Source organism: Mucilaginibacter sp. GW822-FHT03E02 (assembly GCF_058801545.1).
This window is the reverse complement of the sequence record NZ_JBXANJ010000001.1, coordinates 4,059,616-4,084,843: the sequence shown is the minus strand read 5'-3', so window position 1 is coordinate 4,084,843 and position 25,228 is coordinate 4,059,616. Positions and strand designations below refer to the sequence as shown.

General features: G+C 44.4%; 20 protein-coding genes. 7 read left to right on the top strand and 13 right to left on the bottom strand.

What is annotated here, in order from left to right:
* Positions 1-35 precede the first annotated feature (35 nt).
* From AC1RM2_RS17045 to AC1RM2_RS17035, 3 genes are all read right to left on the bottom strand, one after another.
* Positions 36-926 (bottom strand): hypothetical protein, encoded by an 891-nt coding sequence (locus AC1RM2_RS17045; protein ID WP_492986391.1) that lies wholly within the window; start codon positions 924-926, stop codon positions 36-38.
* A gap of 53 nt (positions 927-979) precedes the next feature.
* Complete coding sequence (locus tag AC1RM2_RS17040) at positions 980-2,209, bottom strand: family 16 glycosylhydrolase (protein ID WP_492986390.1); 1,230 nt, start codon at positions 2,207-2,209, stop codon at positions 980-982.
* Between the two features lie 339 nt (positions 2,210-2,548).
* Positions 2,549-4,423, bottom strand: coding sequence for a glycoside hydrolase family 30 beta sandwich domain-containing protein (locus tag AC1RM2_RS17035; RefSeq protein WP_492986389.1), 1,875 nt, complete (start codon positions 4,421-4,423; stop codon positions 2,549-2,551).
* A gap of 741 nt (positions 4,424-5,164) precedes the next feature.
* On the opposite strand from AC1RM2_RS17035, the gene AC1RM2_RS17030 reads away from it, so the two are divergent.
* Complete coding sequence (locus AC1RM2_RS17030) at positions 5,165-6,676, top strand: hypothetical protein (RefSeq protein WP_492986388.1); 1,512 nt, start codon at positions 5,165-5,167, stop codon at positions 6,674-6,676.
* Positions 6,677-6,881: 205 nt separating this feature from the next.
* On the opposite strand, the gene AC1RM2_RS17025 is transcribed toward AC1RM2_RS17030, so the two are convergent.
* From AC1RM2_RS17025 to recJ, 3 genes are all read right to left on the bottom strand, one after another.
* Positions 6,882-8,405, bottom strand: a complete 1,524-nt coding sequence (locus AC1RM2_RS17025) for a GH3 auxin-responsive promoter family protein (RefSeq protein WP_492986387.1) — start codon at positions 8,403-8,405, stop codon at positions 6,882-6,884.
* Between the two features lie 12 nt (positions 8,406-8,417).
* Complete coding sequence (gene lptB / locus AC1RM2_RS17020; RefSeq protein WP_147053774.1) at positions 8,418-9,158, bottom strand: LPS export ABC transporter ATP-binding protein; 741 nt, start codon at positions 9,156-9,158, stop codon at positions 8,418-8,420.
* A 98-nt stretch (positions 9,159-9,256) separates the two neighbouring features.
* A complete protein-coding gene (gene recJ / locus AC1RM2_RS17015; RefSeq protein ID WP_492986386.1) occupies positions 9,257-10,987 on the bottom strand; it encodes a single-stranded-DNA-specific exonuclease RecJ in 1,731 nt (576 codons plus the stop codon).
* A gap of 85 nt (positions 10,988-11,072) precedes the next feature.
* Here recJ and AC1RM2_RS17010 point away from each other — a divergent pair, with 85 nt between their 5' ends.
* The gene (locus AC1RM2_RS17010) at positions 11,073-11,849 is read left to right on the top strand and encodes an MBL fold metallo-hydrolase (RefSeq protein ID WP_492986385.1); all 777 of its coding nucleotides are present in this window, start codon (positions 11,073-11,075) and stop codon (positions 11,847-11,849) included.
* On the opposite strand, the gene AC1RM2_RS17005 is transcribed toward AC1RM2_RS17010, so the two are convergent.
* Positions 11,846-12,265 (bottom strand): response regulator, encoded by a 420-nt coding sequence (locus tag AC1RM2_RS17005; protein ID WP_147053777.1) that lies wholly within the window; start codon positions 12,263-12,265, stop codon positions 11,846-11,848. The two genes, AC1RM2_RS17010 and AC1RM2_RS17005, sit on opposite strands and share 4 nt — an antisense overlap.
* A gap of 607 nt (positions 12,266-12,872) precedes the next feature.
* On the opposite strand from AC1RM2_RS17005, the gene AC1RM2_RS17000 reads away from it, so the two are divergent.
* Complete coding sequence (locus AC1RM2_RS17000) at positions 12,873-13,607, top strand: acyl-CoA desaturase (RefSeq protein WP_492986384.1); 735 nt, start codon at positions 12,873-12,875, stop codon at positions 13,605-13,607.
* A gap of 239 nt (positions 13,608-13,846) precedes the next feature.
* Positions 13,847-15,103, top strand: a complete 1,257-nt coding sequence (locus AC1RM2_RS16995; protein ID WP_492986383.1) for a pyridoxal phosphate-dependent aminotransferase — start codon at positions 13,847-13,849, stop codon at positions 15,101-15,103.
* Between the two features lie 240 nt (positions 15,104-15,343).
* On the opposite strand, the gene AC1RM2_RS16990 is transcribed toward AC1RM2_RS16995, so the two are convergent.
* Positions 15,344-16,345 (bottom strand): glycoside hydrolase family 43 protein, encoded by a 1,002-nt coding sequence (locus AC1RM2_RS16990; RefSeq protein ID WP_492986382.1) that lies wholly within the window; start codon positions 16,343-16,345, stop codon positions 15,344-15,346.
* Positions 16,346-16,560: 215 nt separating this feature from the next.
* Between AC1RM2_RS16990 and AC1RM2_RS16985 the strand changes: the two genes are divergently transcribed.
* On the top strand, positions 16,561-17,229 hold the full coding sequence (locus tag AC1RM2_RS16985) for an MgtC/SapB family protein (protein WP_492986381.1): 669 nt from the start codon (positions 16,561-16,563) through the stop codon (positions 17,227-17,229).
* A gap of 161 nt (positions 17,230-17,390) precedes the next feature.
* Here AC1RM2_RS16985 and AC1RM2_RS16980 read toward each other — a convergent pair whose 3' ends face one another.
* The 5 genes from AC1RM2_RS16980 to AC1RM2_RS16960 all read right to left on the bottom strand — a co-directional run bounded on the left by AC1RM2_RS16980 (position 17,391) and on the right by AC1RM2_RS16960 (position 21,253).
* Positions 17,391-18,245, bottom strand: a complete 855-nt coding sequence (locus AC1RM2_RS16980; RefSeq protein ID WP_492986380.1) for a hypothetical protein — start codon at positions 18,243-18,245, stop codon at positions 17,391-17,393.
* A 68-nt stretch (positions 18,246-18,313) separates the two neighbouring features.
* Positions 18,314-19,612: a DUF3570 domain-containing protein gene (locus tag AC1RM2_RS16975; protein ID WP_492986379.1), complete on the bottom strand. Its 1,299-nt coding sequence runs from the start codon at positions 19,610-19,612 to the stop codon at positions 18,314-18,316.
* Positions 19,613-19,647: 35 nt separating this feature from the next.
* Entirely contained in the window at positions 19,648-19,869 is a 222-nt protein-coding gene (locus AC1RM2_RS16970) for a DUF4266 domain-containing protein (protein WP_090641074.1), read from the bottom strand.
* Positions 19,870-19,881: 12 nt separating this feature from the next.
* Positions 19,882-20,829: an FAD:protein FMN transferase gene (locus tag AC1RM2_RS16965; protein ID WP_492986378.1), complete on the bottom strand. Its 948-nt coding sequence runs from the start codon at positions 20,827-20,829 to the stop codon at positions 19,882-19,884.
* Positions 20,816-21,253, bottom strand: coding sequence for a thioredoxin family protein (locus AC1RM2_RS16960; protein WP_090641078.1), 438 nt, complete (start codon positions 21,251-21,253; stop codon positions 20,816-20,818). The genes AC1RM2_RS16965 and AC1RM2_RS16960 overlap by 14 nt, the downstream gene beginning before the upstream one ends.
* Positions 21,254-21,660: 407 nt before the next feature.
* On the opposite strand from AC1RM2_RS16960, the gene AC1RM2_RS16955 reads away from it, so the two are divergent.
* Together AC1RM2_RS16955 and AC1RM2_RS16950 are read left to right on the top strand one after the other, a co-directional pair.
* Positions 21,661-24,420 (top strand): glycoside hydrolase family 2 TIM barrel-domain containing protein, encoded by a 2,760-nt coding sequence (locus AC1RM2_RS16955; RefSeq protein ID WP_492986377.1) that lies wholly within the window; start codon positions 21,661-21,663, stop codon positions 24,418-24,420.
* A 167-nt stretch (positions 24,421-24,587) separates the two neighbouring features.
* The gene (locus AC1RM2_RS16950; protein ID WP_492986376.1) at positions 24,588-25,226 is read left to right on the top strand and encodes an O-methyltransferase; all 639 of its coding nucleotides are present in this window, start codon (positions 24,588-24,590) and stop codon (positions 25,224-25,226) included.
* Positions 25,227-25,228: the final 2 nt, after the last annotated feature.

The following is a 25,228-nucleotide window of genomic DNA, read 5'->3' as shown; positions in this document are numbered from 1 at the left end:
CTGCGCCACACTGCCGGCATACCGTTGATGCACCTTTACCACCCCCAACTTACACCTCCGGATACCCCGAAACCAACCCGCGACACACCATTCAATTGCGTTTTGTCAATTTGGCCGTTATTGAGGTAAAGCTGGTCGGTGCCGTTGCCGGTTTGCCAGGTAAAATAGCTGCCGCCAATTTGGAGAGCAAGGTGATTGATGATATCATAACTCAACTTGCCTCGGGCTTCAATGCCATATCCATTGGCATGATGACGATAACTTACCGGATGCTGAAAACTGGTGATCAAATTCCAGTTGCCGTCGCTGTTGTAACTTACCTGGTGGTACGTAACATCAGCCTTGAATTTTAACTTGGGGGCCATCATTACCGACGAGACAACTTTAAAAAAGCCGCCTTTCCATTTGGGGGAATAAGAACTGTTCAAATCCAGGAACATGCCGCCCCGGTCGAGCAGACGGAGAAACTCTTTACTCTCGCCATAACCAATATAAGGCATTATGCTAAAACGATATTTATTTAAAATAATGTATCCGATACCCAGGTTCCACAAACTGGCGCTGCCTTTATTGGCGTTGAAGGTTTGGTTGTAGGTATTGTTGCTGCGGTTATCGGAACCGTAATCGCTATCGTTTACCGTGCCGGAGGATATGAACTGTCGGGAGTAATCGCCGTAGACGACGAATCTTTTCCAAAAGTTGTAGCTTACAGATGCGGCCACATTTTGGCCGCCAACTTTCATCCATTTAAGTTCCGAAAGGACGTTGGGGTTTTGACCGCTGATATTGCCCGATATAGACCACCGAAAGTTCTCCTGCAGGTAACCCGTGCCAATATCAACCTGAAGTTTGTTTGCTACCTGCTGCGCATGAACCAGGCAGGCACTAATCATCATTATAAAATAAAAGCTTGTAAACTTTTTCATCGGGTAAAAATTGGCCTGCCCTACGCAAAGGAACAGGCCAATATAAATGTTAACTATTGATTTATACCAAATGATTCCCAGCCCGATGCCGTTGTACGGGTACAGGTCATGGCTTGTGCGCCATTTTCGCTCGATATAAATTTGCCATTATTGCCTCTCAGGGTAACCTTCCCATCAGAGGTGGTTACCCAGTCAAATTTTTCCCAATCGCCGATAGTGGTGCGGTTACAGGTAATAGCCTGCGTGCCGTTTTCGCTCGATACATATTTGCCCATGCTTTGCAGGGCTACCTTGCCGCCGCCTGCGTCTACTACGGTAAACGTTTCCCAGGCCTGGGCGGTTGGGCGGTTACACCACATGGCTTGTGTACCATTCTCGCCACTTACGTATTGGTTGTTAAACCCTTTCAGGGTGATGTTTGAGCCAATTGGGGGCGATGTGCTGCCGCCCGAAAGGTTGTACACCCGCACATAATCAACAACCATATTGCAGGGCAAAGCGCCATCGTTAATAGTGTTGCCGGGCAGGTCGCCGCCTATGGCCAGGTTAAGGATGATAAAGAATGGATTATGGAAAGCGCCGGTATTGTTGATGTTGTTCGCTATATTCCCGGTAACATACAGCGTATTATCTACATACCATTTGATGGAATTGGTATCCCACTCTACCGCATAGGTATGGAAACCTGTTGGCGAAGTGGTGGTACTGCCGCCATACTGAACGTGCCCGTTATTATTCCAGTGCATGGTGCCCAATATGGTATTGGAGGTGTTAACCTGTTCCATAATGTCAATTTCGCCGCATTGAGGCCATCCAACCCCAGGCGTATTTATATTAGCGCCCAGCATCCAGAAAGCGGGCCAGGTACCTTGCACTGCAGGCAGTTTAATACTGGCTTCAATACGACCGTATGTTGGCTGAAATTTACCGGCGGTAGTCAGCTTAGCCGAGGTATAGGGTTGGCCGCCCACGGTTTCTTTACGGGCGGTAATAGTTAAAAAACCGCCGGATACAGTAGCGTTTGCCGATTGATAATATTCCTTCTCGTTATTAACATTGGGGTTGCCATTGTCAATATTCCAGTTGGCGGTGTTAACGCTGGTACCGTTAAATTCGTCGCTCCATACAAGCGTTGCCGCCCTGGGTGTAGTGGTTTGGTTGGTTTGGGAAGCCGCTACGGTAGCAGGTGTTTGCCTGTTGGCATCTTTTTTACAGGAAATAGCCAAAGCAGCCAGGGCAACTACTGCTAAAGCGCCCTTTTTTAAGTTTTGAATTGATTTCATAAGATTGGTATTTGTTTATAATTGATTGATTGCGTATTGGTGAGAAATAAATTGAGATATTAATCCTGTCATGCTGAGTTACGAGGCATCTATTCGCGAACTTTTCTACCGGTTATGCACGGTTGGCAGATTCTTCGTATCTACCCATGACATATCCAATTTTCCTGTCATTCTGAGGTACGAAGAATCTATTTTACGCCTTGCATGGTCGCCGGAAAAGTTCGCGAATAGATCCTTCGTACCTCAGGATGACAGTCTTTTATTTTGTATGTCATTTCCCCTTCAGAATTTCGCGAAATTTTACCACTCGGGGTGACAATCACTTTTTTAACGATTTATTTACTGGTTCACCCCAAAAGCTTCCCAGCCGGATATGGTTGTACGGTTACAGGTCATGGCTTGCGTTCCGTTTTCGCTGGATACATACTTGCTGTTATTGCCTCGCAGCGATATTTTGCCATCGGCGTTAACTACCCAGTCAAATTTTTCCCAATCGCCAATAGTGGTTCGGTTACAGGTGATGGCTTGCGTGCCATTTTCGCTGGATACATATTTGCCCATGCCTTGCAAGGCTATTTTACCGGCGCCGGCATCAACCACGGTAAATTGCTCCCATGCGGATGCCGTTGGACGGTTGCAGTTCATGGCGGCGGTGCCGTTCTCGCTGCTTACATATTGGTTGTTGATACCCTTCAACGTAATAACCGAGCCAATTGGCGCACCGGATGAACCGTTTGATTGTGTGCCGCTCCATTTAAAAGTGGCCACCGCGCCGGCTGCCAGCGAGTAGGTGAACGACTCGGCACCCCATTTTACCTTAAAGCTGACCGCAGATGAGCCGGTATTAAGCGCGATAAGCACCTTGCTGCCGTCGGAATTTTTAAAAGCCACATCCTGTATGCTGCCAGATACATTTGATGAAATACGGACAGCTCCCGGCCTTACAAATCGCGCCGCGTGGCCAATAATGTAATAACCTACGTTGCGGGTTATTGATGTTCCGCTTACGGTAATGGCACCCAGGCAGGTGCTGCAGCCGCCTGCTGTATGCGGATTGTAGTTAACATCGGCCGCCAGGTTCCATTCCAAAACGTTACGGCTCCAGTTGCGGGTAGCACCAATAACCAGGTTATTAACATGCCATGACAGGTCGCCGCCAAAATTGCTTGGCGCACCAACCCATTGCTCGGTGAAGTACACATTTTTGTTAGGGTATGCATTATGCACGTCGGTTAAAGAAGCAATTGAGCCGGCATATAAGTGAAACGCCGATCCATCAACATACGGGTTTGCGCCGCCATCGGCCAAAACAGCCTCCGGATAGTCAATCCTGTCGGTATTATGGTCATAAGCGATGATCTTGGTAGCAAAACCGGCCGCCCTTATCTGCGGACCAAGGTTATTTTTTATAAAAGTAGCTTCCTCGCTGGCCTGCATCACCATACTTGGGTTGTTGTATGGGTTAAGCGGCTCGTTTTGCGGTGTAATGGCATCAATAGTAATACCCTGCGCCTGCATGGCCTGCAGGTATTTTACAAAATAACGGGCATAGGCGTCATAATACGCCGTGTTTAAGCTGCCGCCGGTATAGCCGTTGTTGCCGGTTGTATTAACCTTCATCCAGGTTGGGGCCGTCCAGGGGGTGGCTATAATTTTGATGGATGGATTGATGGCGATGATCTTCTTTAGTATCGGCAGCATATCGGTGTTTTCCTGGCTGATGCTGAAACTGTTCATGTTTACATCGCCTGCCACCTGGTCATAGGTAAAATCGCTCGAACTAAGGTCAGATGCGCCAATGCTGATACGTAAATAACTGATGCCTATCTGGCCGTTTGCCGTACCAAAAAGTTCGCTTAAAACGGCAGCCTGGTTGCCGCCCAGCCCGTTCAATAAACTGGCGCTGCCGCCGGTTAGGGTAAAACCAAAGCCATCTATACCCTGGTAGGTGGTGTTTTCGTCGACAGTTACGGTGGTGGCGTTGGTGCCTGCATCGGCAGCAAAATTGATGCTGGCCTGTGCCTGTAATAGTTTTGACTGATCGGCCGTGGTTACCCAGGCGTTTACAACTTCGTTTGCGGCGCGGGCTACCGTGCTGTTGTTTTGTTGTGCTTTGGCTTCGCCGGTGTTGGCATCCTTTTTACAGGAAAACAGCAAGGCTGCGGGTAGCAGGGCGAGGGCTGCAAGCCGCTTTAAATAGTAGTTAATGTTCATAAAATTTATTATTTGGTTTAATTGATTGCACAAAAAATCCAAAGCAAAAGGCCTGTTACGCATTGCTAAATCGCTTTACCAACTTAACTAATGTTTAAAACACCCTCAATTGAACGCGGGCAAAACAGCATCGTTCAAAATAGTTTTTCAGGAATACAGGCTTATGTATGGCTTATTATTACAAATCAAAAATAGGCTATTTAAAATGTAATAAACAAATAAAACTTACATAAATAACTGATATATAGTATTTTACATAAGATTTGATACGCTTGTATCACATGAGCAATAAATTAAAAATACAGGTTTAAGCGCCGGGTTAAAGGATTTTCAAAACGTAAAAAATATTTATGATACGCTTGCGTCACAGTTAATTTTAACAGAGATATTTCTATGACCTAAGGGGGTAAATTGAGCTATAAGGTTTAAGGACGTTTTGGGAGGGATAAGCCAGGGACAAAGGGCGAGGGCAGATTTTACGAACTGCCGCGATGTTCAAACTCGCAGCTAAGCACGATTTCAACTTTTAGTTCAACTGAGCCAAAGGCTTCAACCGGTTTTACCCACGAGTTACGCTGCGCTAACCTCGCGGGAGATAATGCGGCATTTTTTATACCTATATTTATACAATATAAGTTTTGTAAATGGAAGTGCTAAATGGAGATCTTAAAGAAATATAAACTTGTTTTTGAATACTCAGACCCTCCAACTGGAATTATCGCAATTCGCTCAATAAATCCTTTGCTATCTCATTATATACAAAGCGCTCAAACCGCATTAGAGGCGGGGATGCTTTACAGGTCTGTAAACGATTTTGTCGAGAAAGAAAGCCCGACAGAATTGAGGTTGCCAATAAAAGGAGATGTGTTGGTTTACCTGGGGTTGACTGAGACTTATTTCGGTGAAGATTTTAAGGACAACACTTATGAGGAAAGCCGGGTTAAAGCCACCTTTAGCTTGCCAACAAATGATTTTCTTTTGATAGTCCAGGCATGGCTCCGGTTTCTGGTAGCAAATAAAACCCGCAAAGTTGAAGTTACAAACGGACAAGGGATTATAGAAATCATTACCGACGGCTTTTTGAATGCATTGGTTATCGAAGAGGCTGTAGCTGTAAACTGGCCGGACTGCCGAGGAAGTATCGGTGAATATTATTCAGTGTCTGACAATGAATTTCAAAAGCAATTGGAATTAACTGGCGGGTTAGATCATTCGTTGGCATATGGATCTGACAACGAGATTCTTGAAGAAACAGTTAAATTTCTGGATTTGTTTGGCAATGGCAATTACGATGTTGTTATCTCGAGGATTGACAAAGAAAACTGTTCTTTTTTTGATGACAGTTCGATGGTTTATTCCGATTCCGTAGCCGAAGAATATGGGTTTGCCTGTAATTACTATGATTATGGAAGTGGGGATATTTACCTTTTTACCCAAAGCCGTAACCGGATAGATCAAAACAGGATAAATCACTACGTAAATCTAATAAATGAGGGGGCCCGTCCAAAAGCAATTATCTATTATCACTACTATTATGATGATTCGAGCTCAAGCCCAAATTACGTTTTGGACGGCCACCACAAAATATTGGCTTATCAGCAGTTGGACATAGATATCCCCGCTGTGATAATTTGCAAAAGGGATATGCTCGGCGAGCATAAAGCTAATATTCTTCCCCGCGTTGCAGGTGCATTAAAACTTAATGGGCTTAGGCACGCTATATTGGAAAATGAAAATGTAACAGACATTGATGCTTACAGGAATGAAAAAGTGAGCAAGGTACTTGATGACATTTTGTTAAATTACAAAGGTATAGGTACTGAATTGCTTCAACTGTTTTATAATGCCTGGCATTCACCCGTTTCCGGGCACCGAGAATGGGCTGCCGAAAAATTATCAGTGCTTCAACGCAATATAAACAAGGGCAAGGGGCAAACACTTTATCGTAAAACATTTATTAGTGAAGGTCGCTACCCAGCTTGGGTAAACACCTATATTGAAAATGATTCGGATTTTGAATTGTGGAAAAAGATTCTTCTTAACGGGGAGGAAGCCTCAGTTGATTGGTTAGCAATGCAAAAAAAAACTACCGAAAAATATACCCCTTCATACCGCAACACCCCAAACCCTCAGATAACAAAGGATTTAGATTTTACATCAGTACAACCGGCTTCTGATGAAAGCCCGAATAAAACCTGGACTTATATTAAAACAGCATTGCTGGTAATTCGATTGTTAACAAGGTTAAAGTAATTGCTGTTATTCCGAGGTAGAGGAGGTTTCATATTTGAAATAGCAACAGAAAAGACTTGTACTTTAACAGTCAAAGCTCCTGCGGATTTAACGCATTGTAACCCGTGGGAAATATGCATAGACATCCTGCTTAGGTTACCCCGATCCGTAAATGCGGGAGTTAAAACCTGGCTATAGTCGGTATCTTGATTCTTAACTCTAATACCTACTCCACTACCAATTCCATCACCTTCAAAATAGCATCCACATACTCGCGGTTATTAGCCAAACGCGGCACTTTGTGCTGGCCGCCTAATTTACCTTTTTCTTTCATCCAGTTAAAAAAAGTGCCTTCGGGGGCGCATCGCACTATCGGGCGGCGCAGGGCCAGATCTTTAAAACGCTTGGCATCGTAATCGGAGTTGATGCGGCGCAGGGTTTCATCAAGGATATCCACAAAACGTTCAAACTCGTTAGGTTTCTTTTCAAACTCAATTATCCATTCGTGGGCGCCACAATCTTTACCGTTAAAATAAACAGGCGCGGCAGTATACTCGCGAATGATGGCACCGGTTTGCTGGCAGGCCTCTTCCAGGGCCTGCTCGGCATTGTCAATAATCACTTCCTCGCCAAAGGCATTAATAAAATGTTTGGTACGGCCGGTTACCCGGATGCGGAACGGCGTTAAAGAGGTAAACTTAATGGTATCGCCTATCATATACCGCCAAAGCCCGGCATTGGTGCTAATGATAAGCGCATAATTTTTATCCAGTTCCACCTCATCCAGCGTAAGGGTATGCGGGTTTTCATCGTGCAGGTTTTCCAGCGGTAAAAACTCGTAAAAAATGCCGTAGTCCAGCATCAGCAGCATGTCGCCCGGTTCGCGGGTATCCTGGATGCCGAAGAAGCCTTCGGATGCGTTGTAATTCTCCAGGTAATACATGTCGTCGCTTGGAATTAACGCTTTAAACTGGTCACGATAGGGGCCAAAGTTAACCGCACCATGGAAATACATTTCCAGGTTGGGCCAAACTTCCAGCATGTTTTTTTTGCCGGTTATTTCCAATATCCGTTTAAATAGCACCAAATTCCAGGTAGGTACGCCGCCAATGCTGGTTACGTTCACATCCTTGGTTGCCTGGGCTATTTTTTCTAATTTCTCTTCAAAGTTATCAAGCAGGGCAATTTCCAGTTGCGGTGTGCGATGAAGCTCGGCCCAAAGGGGCAGGTTTTTCATGATCACGGCCGATAGATCGCCAAATGAAGCATCCGGGTTTATAGTGCTTACCTGGTGGCTACCGCCCAGCGTTAGTACCTTGCCGGTAAACATGCGGGCATTGGGCTGGTTGTTAAAATAAATGGTAAGCACATCCTTGCCGCCCTTAAAGTGGCACTCTTCCAGGGCTTCCTCGCTCACCGGGATAAACTTGCTCCTGTCATTGGTAGTGCCCGATGATTTGGCAAACCAGCGGATCTCCGACGGCCACAACACATTTTTTTCGCCTTTGAGCATCCGCTCTATATAAGGCTTCAGCGTATCGTAATTTTGGATAGGCACCCGCTCCTTAAACTGGGTAAGGTTTTCGATGCTTTTATATTGATACCTGCGGCCCCACTCGGTACTTTCGGCCATCGATATCAGCTGCTCAAACCATTCCTCCTGTACTTCGTTGGGATATTTCATAAAAAGCTCAATCTGGTGAATGCGCTTTTTCATGAACCATGTAAATACGGAGTTAAATATTGTCATACAGCGGGTTTATTATTGGGGGAATACTTTTCTCTTCAGAACAAAGTTAGCACCTAAATACACTTTACGCACCATCTCATTTTCGGCCAATACCTCGGGCACTCCCGACTCTAATATTTTGCCTTCAAAAAGCAGGTAAGCGCGGTCGGTTATCGACAGCGTTTCCTGTACATTGTGGTCGGTAATCAGGATGCCTATGTTGCGGTGCCTAAGCTTGGCTACCATCGCCTGTATCTCTTCTACCGCAATAGGGTCAACCCCGGCAAAGGGTTCATCCAGCAATATAAAGTTAGGTTCGGCTGCCAGGGCGCGCGCAATTTCGGTCCGGCGACGCTCGCCGCCGGATAGCAGGTCGCCCCGGTTTTTGCGCACTTTGTGCAGGCTAAATTCGTCAATTAATTCTTCCAGCTTGTCTTTTTGCCTGTCTTTAGGCATGCCGCCCATCTCCAGCACCGCTTTAATATTATCCTCGACAGATAGCTTGCGAAACACCGAAGCCTCCTGTGCAAGGTACCCTATACCCTTTTGCGCCCGGCGGTACATAGGGTCCTGGGTTATATCTTTATCATCCAGAAAAATAGTGCCTTCGTTAGGTTTTATCAAACCAACAATCATATAAAACGACGTAGTTTTCCCGGCGCCATTTGGCCCCAGCAAACCCACAATTTCGCCCTGCGCCACATCAAACGATACATCGTTAACAACGGTGCGCTGTTTGTACTTTTTTACTAAATTTTCTGCTCGTAGTATCATTTAGCCCCCTCTAAATCTCCCCCGGAAGGGGAGACTTTTTTTTGTTTTAATTTTCGTTCCGGGAATTTCCCTATAATTAATACCCAGCGATTGCCTTTTTAAGCCCTCCCTTCCGGGGAGGGTTGGGTGGGGCTTCTTATCCCCTTTATGTTCAACTGTATGCTTCTTCTCTCACGCCAAATGTTTTCTTCAATGCTGTAGCAAATATCAAAGGGCACGCCTGGCTTTAATTGCGGCAGGTATTCGCCGTGGTTAAAGGCAATACAATCAAAAGCCGCCGTACCTTCCTGCATTACAGCCATTTTAATATGCGCCTGCCCTACCAGGCCAGCATTACCGCTAACATACACATTTTTACTTATGAAAACCGGCGCCATATTTTCGGGCCCGAAGGGCGCAAACTGGTTCAATATCCTGAAAAATTTCGGTTCTATCTGGCTTAAACGTAATTCGGCGTCAATTTGTATCTGTTGTATTAATTGTTCGGGCAATATGGTTGCACTCACCACTTCTTCAAACCTATCCTTAAAGGCTTCTACGTTTTCGGGCAGCATGGTTAAACCAGCCGCGTACTTGTGCCCGCCAAACTGGATAAGCAGATCTTTGCACTCGCAAAGCGCCTCGTAAAGATCAAAACCCAGCACCGAGCGCGCCGAACCGGCCACATGCCCGTTTGATTGGGTAAGCACAATAGTAGGGCGGTAATACTTTTCGGTAAGGCGCGATGCCACAATACCAATAACGCCTTTGTGCCAATCCTTGTTAAATACTACCGTTGATTTTTTACCTATCAGCACCTCGTCACTATCTATTATCTCCAGGGCTTCGTCGGTAATATTTAAATCGTGGCCTTTCCGCTCCTGGTTACGGGAGTTTATCATCATGCCTTTTTCTTTGGCGGCTTTTTCATCGCAGGCTATCAGTAATTCAACCGCGTGCTTGGCATCATCAATACGGCCTGCAGCATTAATGCGGGGGCCTATCAGGAACACCACATCAGATATGGTTAGGTTTCCGGGCGTTTTACCGGCAACTTCAATCAACGTTTTTACGCCAATGCAAGGGTTGGTATTTATTTTTTGCAGGCCGAAGTGCGCCAGCACCCGGTTTTCGCCGGTAATATGTACAATATCGCACGATATGCTGATGCAGGCCAGGTCAATGTATTCAAGCACGGCTTCAAACCGGATGCCATTTTTTTCGGCATAAGCCTGTATCAGCTTAAAGCCAATACCGCAGCCCGATAATTCTTTATAAGGATATTCGCAATCAGCACGTTTGGGATCAAGCACCGCCACCGCGGCGGGTAACTGCGCACCGGGCAGGTGGTGATCGCAAATAATAAAATCTATCCCCAAGGTGTTGGCGTAGTCTATCTTATCAACCGATTTTATGCCGCAATCAAGTGCTATAATAAGGCTAAAACCATTTTGGGCTGCATAATCAATCCCCTGGGTTGATATGCCATAACCTTCTTTATACCTATCCGGAATATAATATTCCATGTTTTTATACTGCTTACTGAAAAAGCTGTAAACAGTGGCAACGGCGGTAGTACCATCTACATCGTAATCGCCATAAACCAGTATCTTTTCGCCGGCGGCAATCGCGGTTTCAATACGTATTACTGCTTCCTCCATATCCTTCATCAAAAAAGGATCGTGCAGGTGCCGCTGATCGGGCCTGAAAAAGTACCGGGCGCCCTCAAAATCACTTATCCCCCTGTGTACCAGCAGGCTGCTTAAAACGGTATCAATATTCAGTTCGGCAGATAATTTACGTACCAAATCCTCATCGGCATTATCCCTTATCGCCCAACGTTTATTCATATCTTTGCAACTTTTATAACAGTAAATATAATTTTTGGCATTTTAAACGGCCAAAGTTACATTCAAAATCTGACACATCGCAGCTATGGAAATTTTCGCGTTAGGAGAAGGCTCATATTCAGTTGATTCGACTAAAAAATTTATCCCATTTAACCCCGAAACCGACAATTTCAGGGACCGTCCGGGTTCATTGTTCATCCATGTAAACCCATTCCTGATAAAAACCACCCATCACCTTATTGTACTGGATACCGGCCTTGGTTTTAAAGATACCCGTGATGAATTGCTGCTGCATCAGAATATCCGCAACGCGGGGTTCGATCCGGATGATGTAACGCTGGTGTTGATGTCGCACCTGCATTACGACCATTCGGGCGGCCTGGTGGTTGAGCGTAACGGCAAACTGGAACCCAGTTTTCCGCAGGCCAGGCACGTGATACAAAAAGGAGAATGGGAATTTGGCATTACAGGCAAATCATCATCATACCATAAAGAGATTTTTGAAGCCCTTGATGGCACCGTAGATATAACGTTTGTAGAAGGCAGCGGCGAACTGATTCCCGGCATCCGTTATGAACTATCAGGGGGGCATTGCCCCAATCACCAGGTATTCTGGATAGATATGGAAGGCTCAAAAGCGCTGTTTGGCGGCGACGAACTACCTGAACCGGAGCAACTGATACGAAAGTTTATAGCTAAATATGATATGGATGGGCGCAAAGCGATGGAACTGCGCCAGGAATATGGCAAATTAGCATCCGAAGAAGGATGGACCTGTCTGTTTTATCACGCCAAAACATTTGCTATAGGCAATGTAAGCAGTGAAGATGGCGGCGAACACTTTAAGGTAACGCCTGCTTAGTCTTGTGGCTGAACTTCAAAAAGTTCTTTAATTTTTTCGACGTTTAATGGTTTGCTGATAAAATCTTTCACCAGTGGGTATGAGCGTGCTTTGTTGATATCGTTGCTGAAAACTGATGATGAAATAATAAAGATTTTGCTTTTGCCCAACGGATCGAGGTTTAAACGCTTATACTCGTCTAAAAACTCCCAGCCGTTCATGATAGGCATGTTAATATCCAGCAAGATATAATCGGGCAGTTTGGCCGGATCTTTTCGCTGAATTTCGGATAATTGGTCAATAGCAAATTTGCCATTTAAACAGGCCATAATCTCGGTATTTAATAAAGCTTTCTTTATTAGTTTAATAGAGATAAAATTGTTGATTTCATCATCATCAACCAATAGTACGCTCACGGATTTAGTGTTAATTGTCATAATTCGCTTAAATCGATACGCTTTATACGCAACGTTAAATTAAAAGGTTATCCCCAGAAAACGGTATTTTTACAAAATATTTCAGGCCTCCATAATATCCCGCCAATAATGACGATTATTTGATAAACAGGGCTTGATTGCGAAGGTAAATAATTGATTCATAGCACGAAATTACAATACCGCACTCCCGGACAGCATCTGGCATGGTTCAGAATGATCTCAAAGATCGTTGAGCGATTGTATTCTAAAGCAGCAAAGTTCATTCAATAGCAAGTAATAAATTTGTTACAATTGTTTACACATATGCCAAAGCAACTGCCGGGGCATACAAAGTAAACTATAGTAACGATACCCCCAATTATTACCGTACCATTTGCGAAGATTTGACGACAGGTAGTAATTACACCAACTACCGGCCCAACAATTTGAATTACAGCAGGAAAGCAAAAAAAAATATTTTGGACAAAAAGGGCGCCTACGTATACTTAAGCAGCCTTTACCGGATATAAAATAATTTCAAAAACAAATGGGGTAAAACTTTTTATGTGTTTTAATCGTATCTTTGGAAAGATTATAAATAACAGTTCATTCTAATCATTCTAATTCAGTGGTAATAATAATTTTCTTCATCGGGCACTGGTTCCTGTCGCTCTTCTTCCAAACGTTCTTTTTACACAGGTATGCATCTCATAAAATGTTCACTACCAATAAATTTTTTGAGGGAACATTTTATCTGCTGACATTTATTTGTCAGGGTTCGTCGTTTTTAAACCCTCGTGCTTATGCTATTATGCACCGCGAGCACCATGCTTACAGCGATACCGAGAAGGATCCGCATTCGCCACATTTTTTCAGGGATGTTTTCCAGATGATGGTGTATACGGCCAAAAGTTACCGCATGCACGAAAAAAGATTAAAAGATCCTGAAGAACGCTTTAAAGGAAACATTCCTGAATGGCGCACGGTTGATTACATTGGTTCGTCAATGGTATCGCGTATAGCATTCGGCATTTTATATATTGCTTTTTACGTGGTGTTTGCTACTTCCCCGTGGTTTTATCTGTTAATTCCGGTTCATTTTTTAATGGGCCCTATACATGGTGCTATTGTTAACTGGTGCGGTCACAAATACGGTTATGCCAATTTTGATAACGGCGACAAATCAAAAAACACCACCCCATTTGATTTTTTAATGCTTGGCGAATTGTTCCAGAACAACCACCACAAACGCCCCAACCGTGCCAACTTCGGCGCCAAATGGTTTGAAATTGACCCGGTTTACCCCGTAATGAAAATAATGCACTGGATGCATATCATCAGGCTGCGGAAAGCATATTTATAGAAGGTAAAAGGATAAAGGCGAAAGGTAAAAGGTTTTTTGCCCATATATAAAAGCGAAAAGTGATCTGGTTGGATTGGCTTTTCGCTTTTTTGTTTTAAGCCCATATGCACCTTATCCCAACCTTTCGCCCTTGTCCTTTCACCTTTAACCTCTCTTCTTTCACTTTTTTCACCTTTCGCCTTTAACCTTTAGCCTTTCACCTTTTTCCCCCTATATTTGCCGCTCATAAAATCCACAACATGAGTGTTTCTAAATTAGCTCAAAATTTACGCGGCTCGGAGATCATTAAGATTGCGGGCGAGATAAATGAATTAAAACGCCAGGGGCAAAATATTGCCAACCTAACTATTGGCGATTTCGACTCCAATATTTACCCCATCCCTGCCGACTTAAAAGACGGTATTGTTGATGCTTATAACCACAACCAAACTAATTATCCGCCGGCTGATGGTATGCTTAACCTGCGTGAAAGTGTATCGGCATTTTTAAGCAGCCGCATGGGCTTAAATTATAAAGCTAACGAGATATTGATTTCGGGCGGCTCCCGTCCGTTGATCTATTCAACCTTTTTGGCCCTGGTTGATCCGGGCGATAAGGTGGTTTTTCCGGCACCATCATGGAACAATAACCACTACAGCGACCTTACCAGTGCCGAAGCAATTATTGTTGAAACCAAGCCCGAAAACAATTTTATGCCTACGGCTGATGAAATTGCACCGCATTTAAAGGGCGCAACTTTATTGGCGCTTTGCTCGCCCCTGAACCCTACAGGCACCATGTTTAACAAAAAAGACCTGGAAGAAATTTGCGACCTGGTAATTGCCGAAAACAAAAGCCGCGCAGCCGGCGAAAAACCGTTGTACCTGCTTTACGATCAAATATATTCGCAACTAACCTTCGGCGATTTTAAACATTACGACCCGGTTACTTTACGCCCCGAATTAAGGCCATATACCGTATTTGTTGATGGTGCATCTAAATGTTTTGCCTCTACAGGTGTGCGCGTAGGCTGGGGTTTTGGCCCGGCAAATATTATCGACAATATGAAAGCCATTGTTGGCCACATGGGCGCATGGTCGCCAAAGGCCGAGCAGGTTGCCATGGCTCATTTTATTACCGATACCGCCGCTGTAGATACCTACCTGGATGATTTGAAAGGAAAAATCCGCGCCAGCTTAACAACCCTGCATGAAGGTTTCCAGGCATTGAAAGCCGAAGGTTTCCAGGTAGATTCGATAACCCCAATGGGCGCTATATATCTTACCCTTAAAATTGATTACACCGGCAAAACCACACCGGAAGGGCATGTATTAAAGGATTCGGCTGATATTAACTTTTACCTCATCAAAGAAGCCAAAGTAGCCCTGGTGCCATTCTCGGCCTTCGGTACCGATGATTCCGTTAACTGGTTCCGTGCATCTGTAGGTGCAAGCACACTGGAGGACATTGAGCAACTGATCCCAAGGGTAAAAGCGGCTTTGAGTAAGTTGAAGTAGTAACTGCAAGAATTAAACATATAACGACAAATGGCACACCTTTCGGCGTGCCATTTGTCGTTACCGGATTATGTCATTGCGAGCGATAGCGTGGCAATCTCGTTGCCAATTCATAACTACCGCGCAAGTCCGAACAGCGAGGCTACGAGATTGCTTTGTGCCTCACAATGACAAGTTTTTTTTCACCCCGAATGGAACATGCAATTTCATTTGCACATCTGAAATCTGCAATCTGCACATCTACCGCAGTACCCTCGCCGCAACGCCTTCGTTGGTTATCTTCACCGGCTGTATCATGCCGTCTTTATCAAAGTACATTTTATCAATGCACATTACGCGGTGGTTGCCGTCGGTTTCGGTCAATGGTCGGCGGTGGTATACAATGTACCATTCATCGGTGCCAGGCACGTTAATAACCGAGTGGTGGCCCGCTCCGGTAGCAATGCTGGCATCCTGCTTTAAAATAGTAGCTATCCGCTTAAACGGACCGAATGGGGTATCGCCTACAGCGTAAGCTACCCGGTAATCTGGGCCTGTCCAACCGCCTTCGCTCCACATAAAGTAGTATTTGCCTTTGCGTTTAAACATTACCGGGCCTTCTACATAGCCCTCGGGAGTTATTTTCCTGTAGGTAACGCCATCCTCAAAAGGCACCACGCCGGTAAAGTCGTCTTTTAGTTTTACAATATTGCACTGGCCCCAGCCACCATATATCATATAGTACTGGCCGTTATCATCTTTAAAAACAAACTGATCTATAGGCTGGGCTTTGTTAATAATCTGGTCTATCAGCGGCTTGCCCAGGTAATCTTTAAACGGGCCTGCCGGGTTATCGGCTACGGCTATGCCGATGCCGCCTTTTTCGTTATTGTTCTGGATGTCGTTTGCGCCGAAGAAGATATAATATTTGCCGCCTTTTTCGGTAACGGCAGGCGCCCAAAGCGCCCGGCGAACCCATTTTACGCCGGTGGTATCAACAATGTGGGGGTGTTTGGTCCAATGTACCAGGTCGGGCGATGAGAAGGCATCCATGAAAACCTGCTCATTGTATTTAGCCGAGTAAGTTGGGTATAACCAATATTGCTTGTTGAAAATTTTAGCCTCCGGATCGGCATACCAACCCTCAACCACGGGGTTGCCCGATGTTTTTTTATCCTGCGCCAAAACTTGCCGGACTGGCATCGTCATTGCGGTTGCCATAACCGCCGTTAAAAGAATTTTATGGTAAATGCCCGTTTTCATAATAGGTTACATGTTTTTAAGGCCGCTAATATAACAGCTAAATTGGTTTAGTAAATTAAGATTTTTATAACATTTTTGCTGTTATTGGCCATGACATGCTATTGTTATATACATCATGAAAAATAATAGCTATTTGTTGTAAGTTTAATGTGCCAAACGTTTACTTTTAATATCAGTATATGCTGTGTATGCAGCCAAACCAATGCCTGTTACCCATGAATTTTGATAGCACCATTTTACTGAATCCTAACCATAATATATATGGCCACGAAATATTAAAACTGTTTTTGGCCATTATAACCGGCTGTATTCTTGGGCTGGAGCGGGAGATCAGGGGTAAATCTGCGGGGTTCAGAACGTTGGCATTGATTTGCCTTGGTGCAACTGTTTTTACCATATGCTCCTATATGCTGGGGGTTGAAACCAACCGCGACCGGATTGCGGCCAACATTATTACCGGTGTGGGCTTTATTGGTGCAGGGGTAATTTTTCGTAATAACTCGTCTGTATCGGGAATTACCACGGCGGCATCTATATGGATATCGGCGGCCTTAGGGATGCTTTTAGGTATTGGCGAATTTGCCCTTGCCGGCGTTTCACTGGTGGCCACCCTGTTTGTATTGTACGCCCTTGATTTTATACAGATTTGGATAGATAATAAATTTGAACACCGCCATTATCGGCTGGTTTTTAAAAACACCTGTCAGCTAAGCACCTTGTACAACCAGGTAACCCCGCTGAAGCTGAAAATAGTTAAAATGAAAACTTCACGTAAGGATGTACAAACCATCCTGGAGTTTGAAATATCCGGGCGGGAGAAAAACCTTGCTTTGTTTAATCAATGGCTCATAGATAGTGAGGAAATCCTCTCGTTTGAATGGTAGAATGAACCGTTGAGCAGGTCTATTTTCTGAAGCTAAGCGCCAGGTGCTTTACAACGCTGGATGGCGAATAGTCTGAAGTCGGGAAGTCCGAAAGTCCGAAAGTCAGAGCCATCAATTTTTTGACTTTCCGACTTCCGGACTTCCCGACTTAAAGCCTGCTTTCAGGGATATTTAAACCCGGGGAATACAAGATGGAAAATGCTCCACCAATTGTCTTCCAGCGAAAAGTACAGTTTAAATGGTCCTTCAAAATGAATGGTTTCGTTGTTTTCCAATACGGCATCATATTTTACCGATCCCTCGGCATGGCCAAGGCCCGAATTTGAGCCAGGTTGCAGTTGAAAACCGATATCGTAAATAAAATATTCTTCGTTACTAAAGGCTGTGTAAGCGTTAAAAATATTGTTAAGCTGGTGTACTATTTCAGCCCTGCTATAGGTTTTCCGGTCGGGGGCAACAAACGAATCGCCCAGTACCCAGCTGTGGTCGTCAAAGCTTTGCTTAAACCATTTGGATAAAAACTCCAGGGCCTTGTTTTCAATGTTAGCTTTATGGTTGGGATGAAACTCTTCATAATCAAAATGGCTTGTCATGCCCGGGATCGTAAAGTCGTCAGTCTCGTGATCAAACAACTCTTCGGTAATAAAAACGTATTTGGTGCGGTTGTCCACATCGTCAGAAAAATCGACAACGATATTCTTGCTCAATAGCAAATCGGTAATTTGCTGCAAGGCTTCCTCTACCTGTTCATCAGTTAATCCGCCTGCCGGTTTAAATTCGGGCTGCCCCAGTAAATCGTAAACCTTAACCCGTTTGGCGTTGGCGTAGTTATGTTCAAAATCAAAAATGTTCTTTAAAAATATATTTTCAATTTCCGGGTCAACAGGGTTAATCATGTGCGGGTCGGCGCCCAATTCGGCCTGCAATTTTAAACGCAGCAGTTCGTTTTCCATCCGCAGGTTTTCTTCCGGGTCGTCGCTCAGGGGTTTGTCAAAAAGGTCGTCGGTGTTTTCCATAGTGACGAACAAAATAGGCAAAGCCCGGTAAAATTTAAAACTTTACCAGGCTTTTAATTTTGATTATTTTATTTAAAGCCAAGGCTTAACGATACCACATCGGATACCAAACCAACGTTTTGTTTATAATGGCCGTATCGTAGTTCCAATTCATGTAAACTTTCCCAGCCTAACACTCCTTTTGGCGGTGCTATCCTGAAACCTGCGCCGAAAAACTGGCTGTTGAACTTTGCATATTCATAATTGCTGGTAAAATATGCCTGCGTTGGGCTGTTTTGCTCATAAGGCGCAAAGTATTTGGCCGCAGTTTGTGTATAGTACCTGTAAAACGGAGATATGGAAAAGAATGGCGTAACCTTGTATGCTATTTCCAGATTGGCGGTGTTTGATTTGCTGTCCCAATTATCGGTATAATAGCGGTAGTACGATCGCAGGATAACGTTATCGCCCAGGAAGTAATTTGCCCTGAAGCCTAAAGGCAGCTTAAACCGCGACGATGGCAGTCGTTCTATGGTATCTTTTCCGTTCGAAAAATACACCCGGTGAAATGGCAGGCTTAAAAAGCCATGCTGGGTAACCACATCGGCCAGGAACATGATTTGCAACCTTGATGTTACTATTTGTGAATAAGAGAATGATGCTGTATATGTATTTCTTGGGCTTGATGGAATCCTGGCTTTGCCCTCGCTTTCGGAACTTGATGAATTGCCGCTTGCTGTTGTAATTGTTGTAACCGTAGTTGTTGATTGCGGGATAAACTCCGATGGATATATCAGCTTTACATGGTCAAAATAGCCTTGTAGTTTTACACCAAACTCGCCCATTTTATTGGCTGTTTTTGCCGAAAAGTGGAGGTCGGCGCCCAGCGATTTGTAGTTATACTCGCTGGAATAGTAAGTGCCAATACCAAAACTGGTGCCTTTTTTTGAGTTTTCAACAGTCCAATCCAACGATGGGTATATTCTGCTGCCGCCGGTATTTGATGCCCCGGTTGTTGATACATAAGCTGCCGAAGCAGAAGTGTGATGATCGATACCGAGGCCCACAGATAGCGTGTTTTTGTTCATCGCATTGTTTAGCCAAACCAGTTTAAGATCGATACCATTTGAAAAATCGGTTACTTTTTCGGTACCAATGCCGCCGGTTACGGCCGAGTGGTTGCCATTTTGATTGTAGTAGCTGGATACAAAATTTACTTCGTCAACCCGCAAAGCGCGCGGCCGGTAGGCATTGGTATCCTGGCCGGTTGATGTTGCCAGGCTGAAGGCCGGGTTAAGGCGAATAATGCTATCTTTTGATGTTTGTGCATACGCACTCATCCTGCATATCAGGGAAAACCCTAATACGGATAAATATATTTTTTTCATGTTTTAAGAAACCAATAGAAAGGGAATGAAAACGATTAGTTACAGCCACAACCGCCGCCGGTTTTACCGGCATTGGCTCCTGAAGCACTTTCTCGGTACGATTGAAAATTCAGCTCGTTTTTTTCAACTTTACGGTTGCTTAATGCCATTTCAGAATCGTTTATCCTGTTTTTTTGGTATTCTTTTAGTTGAACACATGATGTAAACGAGCCTGCCAATAGCAGGCAGGCCGTAACTTTAATCAATTGTTTAGTCATTTTATAGGGGATTTAGTTAATATTTATATTTTTTGAGGTGTAAAGCCTGTCGTTATCGTCAATAATTATTGCCTCAATATCCTTCATCTGGTTAATCATATCCAGGCCGGCATGTACACCCATTATGGTTACTGGTGTGGCCATGGCGTCGGCAATCTCGGCATTGGTGGTAATGATAGTTACGCTTTTAATGCCGGTAACTGGCAGGCCTGTACGCGGGTTTATAGTATGCGAGTATTTTTTACCATCTATCATAATAAACTTCTCGTAGTTACCCGAGGTAGCTACCGCAAGGCCCGATATACTCAAATAGGAGAAAATTTGTTGCGATGCATCGGGATTGGCTATACCAACCGTCCACTTGTTGCCGTTTGGCTGCGTACCCCAGGCTGTTAAATCGCCAGATGCATTTACCACGCCGCTTGTAACACCCTGTTGTTGCATAATCAGTTTGGCACGCTCGGCGGCATACCCTTTTCCTATCCCGCCAAAGCCTATGCGCATGCCGTTTTCGGCTAAAAAAATAGTACAGTCATCATCGTTTAATATAATGTTGCGGTAATTGATAAGCCTAACCATTTGCCTGGCCGTTTCTGCATCGGGCAAAGCCGTCATTTGCTGATCAAAATTCCATAGCCGTTTGTCTATCGAGCCGTAAGAAATATCAAAAGCGCCCTGTGTTACTTTTGATATCATGATCGATCGCTTTACAAGTTCAAACGTTTCCCTGCTCACGGGCATGGGTTTGATGCCCGCGTTTTGATTTACCTGGTTGGTTTCGCTATCATCGCTAAAGGTGGTAAGCAGTTTTTCAATCCGGCTTATTTCGGCTATCCCATCATCAATCCGGTCATTTGCCCATTGCTCGCTATCGGCCACAACGCTTAATTCAAAGCGGTTGCCCATCAAACGCAGGCTGCGTTTGTAAATAGTACCTACATTAACGTTAGTTGGCACCATTGGCAAACTGATTTATCTGTTCAATAAATTTTTCAGGCGTTTCATCAGGGTAGCCATCCCATTGCTTCAATACCTTGCCGTGTTCATCAACCAAAAGCGTGAATGGAAATTTACCTTCGGCATTATATTTATCCGCCAGCGCTTCATTTAACTTTACCTGGTCTTTATTCAGCTGGTTTTTCTTTTGGCGCGGAAAATCTGCGCGTACTAATAAAAGATGGTCTGCTGCGTAGTTTTCAAATGCCGTGGATTCCAGGATCTCTTTTCGGAGCCTGATGCATGGTCCACACCAGTCCGATCCTGAGAAATTTATTAATATCAATTTGTGTGATTGCTGTGCCTCTGCCTGGGCTTTGCTAAAATCGCCAAGCCAGTTAACAGGCGATGAGATAAGAAAGAAAAATGCTATTGTTAATAGTTTCATTTTAACGGATAATTAGGGGAAAAGAATTAATAACACTTAAAGTTTAAATACCGTTGGTAACCACAAACTTGCAGTTATAAACCCGCATTAATAATCAGGTGCGGATGAATGCCAATATTGTGTCGATTAACCAGCTGATGTTAATCTTTATACTTCAATATTACCGGCAAAATCTGTAGTTGAAATGAAAATTGAGGTATTTAACAGATTTTAACAACTGCCTGACAATGTGATTGCCGCGAGTTGACAGAAAGTATTGCATGCCACCCCGGTAATTAAAGTTTCCTGAAATAGTTTCCGGGAACGATTGCACAGTTTTAGTTGGGGATATTTTTTTTAAATCGCCTGTTAGTAATTAACCTTGTTTGCTGATTAAACCTGTGCCACCTGTTTTTGTAAACCCAACTATGAAAAAGATACTATTGCCATTATTGCTCATACTTGTTTGCCTCGATGTTTTTTCGCAGGAAACCATTGTTAAATACCTGTCAGGAACGGATAAGGACCATACCGTACCCTGGGATTTTTACTGCACCGGAGGAAGAAAAAGCGGCGTATGGACAAAAATCGCGGTACCGTCAAACTGGGAATTACAGGGCTTTGGCAGCTATAACTACGGGCATGACAAGGTTAAAAGCAACGAGCAGGGGTTGTATAAACATGATTTTTTTGCAGGTAACCTAACCGGTAAAAAAGTATATATCGTTTTTGAAGGATCGATGACCGATACCAAAGTGACCATCAATGGCAAACTGGCCGGCCCGGTACACCAGGGTAGCTTTTATCAGTTTAAATATGATATAACCGGTTTGATAAAGCCCAATGCGCAAAACCTGCTCGAAGTAACAGTTGATAAAACATCGGCAAACTCATCGGTAAATGATGCCGAGCGCCGCAACAGCGACTTTTGGGTTTTCGGCGGGATTTACCGGCCCGTTTACCTGGAAATTGTTCCGGAAACTTTTATTGACAGGATGGCGGTAAACGCGAAGGCCGACGGATCCTTCAGCTTAGATGTATATGCTCAAAACTTAAAGGGCGATGAGCTGATTGAAGCCCAGGTGCAAAACCTTAATGGCCAAAATATAGGTAAGCCATTTAATGCAAAAGCAAACCTGGCAGCCGACCATGTTGAACTACAAGCCAATTTTGCTAAACCGTTATTATGGAGTGCCGAGTTCCCTAACTTATACCAGGTTGTGGTTGCTGTAAAAAACAAAACAGGTATTCTTCACCGGGTTAAACAAAAATTTGGCTTTCGTACGGTAGAGCTGCGCACCAGCGATGGCTTGTATTTAAACGGTGCAAAAATAATGATGAAGGGTAGCGACAGACACAGCTTTTGGCCCGAAACCGGGCGTACCCTGAGCCATAGCGTTCACTTAATGGATGTGAAGCTGATGAAGGAAATGAATATGAATGCCGTCCGCATGTCGCACTATCCGCCCGATCGTGATTTTTTGGATGTTTGCGATTCCTTAGGCATATATGTGTTGGATGAGCTTACCGGCTGGCAGGCTAAATATGATACTGTGGTGGGCCGCAAACTGGTTAAAGAATTGGTAGTGCGCGATGTAAACCACCCCTCCATCCTGTTTTGGGATAACGGTAACGAGGGCGGCTTTAACCGGGGGCTTGATAATGACTATGCTTTATATGATCCGCAAAAACGCACCGTGATTCACCCCTGGGAAAAGTTTAACGGCACCGATACTAAACATTACCCCGATTACAATTACATGGTTAACGCAGCGGCCAACGGACAGGAAGTCTTTTTCCCCACAGAGTTTATGCATGGCCTGTATGATGGCGGGGCCGCAGCCGGGCTTGACGATTTCTGGGCACAGATGATAAAACATCCGCATGGGGCGGGCGGCTTTATCTGGGCGTTTTTAGACGAGGCTGTAATCCGAACCGATAAAAACAACACCTATGATGCCGACGGCAACCACGCCCCTGACGGCATTGTTGGCCCGCACCGCGAAAAAGAAGGCAGCTTTTATGCAATAAAAGAAATATGGTCGTCGGTTTACATCAATCCGCAGCCTATTGATGCCGGTTTTGATGGAAAAATAGCCGTCGAAAATCGATATGCGTTCACTAACCTTAATCAATGCAGTTTTAAGTGGAAACTGGTTAAATTCCCATCAGCACAAAGTAAAACCACCGCTGCTATAGTAACCGCAACGGGCTTACTAAAAACCATTGAGCTTAAACCCGGCGGGAAAGGGACATTGAACTTAACACTGCCCGCATCGTGGAAAAAGAATGATGCACTATACCTGGCAGCTTACGGACCCGATAAGAAAGAAATATTTACCTGGAGCTGGGTTATTGGCGCACCGGCTGCCATTGTCGGCAAAATCGCGTCATCTCCGGCCAAATCGGCTATAAAAACAACCGAGACAGATAAAATATTAACCATCAAATGCGATGGCATCAGCTATGATTTTGATAAGGTTACGGGTTACATTCAAAAAGTGCGTAAACCGGCAGGCGCAATTTCGTTATCGGGCGGGCCTGTATTGGCCGGTGTTAGTACCCAGTTAAAACAGTTTACACACAAAGCCGATGTCGGCAAATATGTTGTAGAAGCCGATTACCAGGGTGCGGGTTCATTACACGTAACCTGGACTTTCGCTGCCGGGCACCCTGTTAAACTGGAGTACCAATACGTACAACAAGGCGATGCCGATTTTATGGGTATCACCTTCAATTACCCCGAAGAAAAAATTACAGGCATGAAATGGCTTGGCCGCGGCCCCTACCGCGTTTGGAAAAACCGGCTAAAAGGCCAGCAGTTTGGCATCTGGCACAAAGCCTATAATAATACTATTACCGGCGAAACCTGGGGATACCCGGAATTTAAAGGTTACCATGCCGAAGTTAACTGGGTAACTATCGAAAATAAGGAGTCGCCGTTCACTGTTTATTCTGCCGATAAAAACACTTACCTGCAAATGCTGCACCCGGCAAGGGAAAAAGATGCGCTGAGCAATAACAATGTGGAGCCGGCTTTTCCTGAAGGAAGCATTGGGTTTTTAAATGCCATTGCACCTATCGGCACCAAATTTCAACCGGCAAAAGTAATGGGGCCGCAAAGCCAAACCAACCATGCCAGCGGCGATAAGATAAGCGGAATACTTTGGTTTGATTTTATGCATTAATACCCAAAAAACGGCCTTTTAAGTGAGCGGCAAAACAGCGTTACCAACGGGAACACATTTTGCATCTCAACAGTCATTTTTATTTAACAACAAACCACAACTAACTGTATATCAACATACAAATTACCCTATTGTCGCATTAAAAACAAATTCCTTACCTTTGCGGCATGGATATTCTCCCTATAGCCCTCCAGGCGTACTTAGATGACCATTGCGATCCGGAGCCGGAAGCTTTGCAGCAACTGAACCGCGAAACGCATTTAAAGGTGCTGCGCCCGCACATGTTGTCGGGCCATTACCAGGGGCGGTTGCTGAGTTTTTTGAGCAAACTGGTGGCGCCTAAATGCATCCTGGAGATTGGCACCTTTACCGGCTACTCGGCCATTTGCCTGGCCGAAGGATTGGCAGAGGGAGGCATCCTCCACACCATCGAGGTGAACCGCGAAATGGAGGATATCATCAATTCACACTTTAAACTAACAAATGTTGAAAATAAAATAAAGCTGCATTTTGGGCAGGCAGAGGCCATTATTGCTGATTTACAGGCTGATATTTTCGATTTGGTATTTATTGATGCTGATAAAAAAAATAATTTTACTTACTTTCAATTGGTTTTTGACAAAGTCAGATCCGGAGGATTAATAATAATTGATAACGTTTTGTGGAAAGGAAAGGTGTACGGCGACGAAAAAGATGCCGATACCGAGAATATTCGCAAACTAAATGACCACATAGCTGTTGATAGCAGGGTAGAAAAACTGATCCTGCCTGTACGCGACGGCTTACTGGTTATCAGAAAAAAATAAAT

Bases quoted from the DNA above. Each gene is read 5' to 3' on its own strand.
- AC1RM2_RS16985 (WP_492986381.1), top strand. From the start codon at position 16,561: ATGAATTTTGATAGCACCATTTTACTGAATCCTAACCATAATATATAT.
- AC1RM2_RS16995 (WP_492986383.1), top strand. From the start codon at position 13,847: ATGAGTGTTTCTAAATTAGCTCAAAATTTACGCGGCTCGGAGATCATT.
- AC1RM2_RS17045 (WP_492986391.1), bottom strand. From the start codon at position 926: ATGAAAAAGTTTACAAGCTTTTATTTTATAATGATGATTAGTGCCTGC.
- AC1RM2_RS17035 (WP_492986389.1), bottom strand. From the start codon at position 4,423: ATGAACATTAACTACTATTTAAAGCGGCTTGCAGCCCTCGCCCTGCTA.
- AC1RM2_RS16960 (WP_090641078.1), bottom strand. From the start codon at position 21,253: ATGAAACTATTAACAATAGCATTTTTCTTTCTTATCTCATCGCCTGTT.
- AC1RM2_RS16990 (WP_492986382.1), bottom strand. From the start codon at position 16,345: ATGAAAACGGGCATTTACCATAAAATTCTTTTAACGGCGGTTATGGCA.
- AC1RM2_RS17025 (WP_492986387.1), bottom strand. From the start codon at position 8,405: ATGACAATATTTAACTCCGTATTTACATGGTTCATGAAAAAGCGCATT.
- AC1RM2_RS16980 (WP_492986380.1), bottom strand. From the start codon at position 18,245: ATGGAAAACACCGACGACCTTTTTGACAAACCCCTGAGCGACGACCCG.
- AC1RM2_RS16955 (WP_492986377.1), top strand. From the start codon at position 21,661: ATGAAAAAGATACTATTGCCATTATTGCTCATACTTGTTTGCCTCGAT.
- AC1RM2_RS16965 (WP_492986378.1), bottom strand. From the start codon at position 20,829: ATGGTGCCAACTAACGTTAATGTAGGTACTATTTACAAACGCAGCCTG.
- AC1RM2_RS17005 (WP_147053777.1), bottom strand. From the start codon at position 12,265: ATGACAATTAACACTAAATCCGTGAGCGTACTATTGGTTGATGATGAT.
- AC1RM2_RS16975 (WP_492986379.1), bottom strand. From the start codon at position 19,612: ATGAAAAAAATATATTTATCCGTATTAGGGTTTTCCCTGATATGCAGG.
- recJ (WP_492986386.1), bottom strand. From the start codon at position 10,987: ATGAATAAACGTTGGGCGATAAGGGATAATGCCGATGAGGATTTGGTA.
- AC1RM2_RS17040 (WP_492986390.1), bottom strand. From the start codon at position 2,209: ATGAAATCAATTCAAAACTTAAAAAAGGGCGCTTTAGCAGTAGTTGCC.
- AC1RM2_RS16950 (WP_492986376.1), top strand. From the start codon at position 24,588: ATGGATATTCTCCCTATAGCCCTCCAGGCGTACTTAGATGACCATTGC.
- AC1RM2_RS16970 (WP_090641074.1), bottom strand. From the start codon at position 19,869: ATGACTAAACAATTGATTAAAGTTACGGCCTGCCTGCTATTGGCAGGC.
- AC1RM2_RS17010 (WP_492986385.1), top strand. From the start codon at position 11,073: ATGGAAATTTTCGCGTTAGGAGAAGGCTCATATTCAGTTGATTCGACT.
- lptB (WP_147053774.1), bottom strand. From the start codon at position 9,158: ATGATACTACGAGCAGAAAATTTAGTAAAAAAGTACAAACAGCGCACC.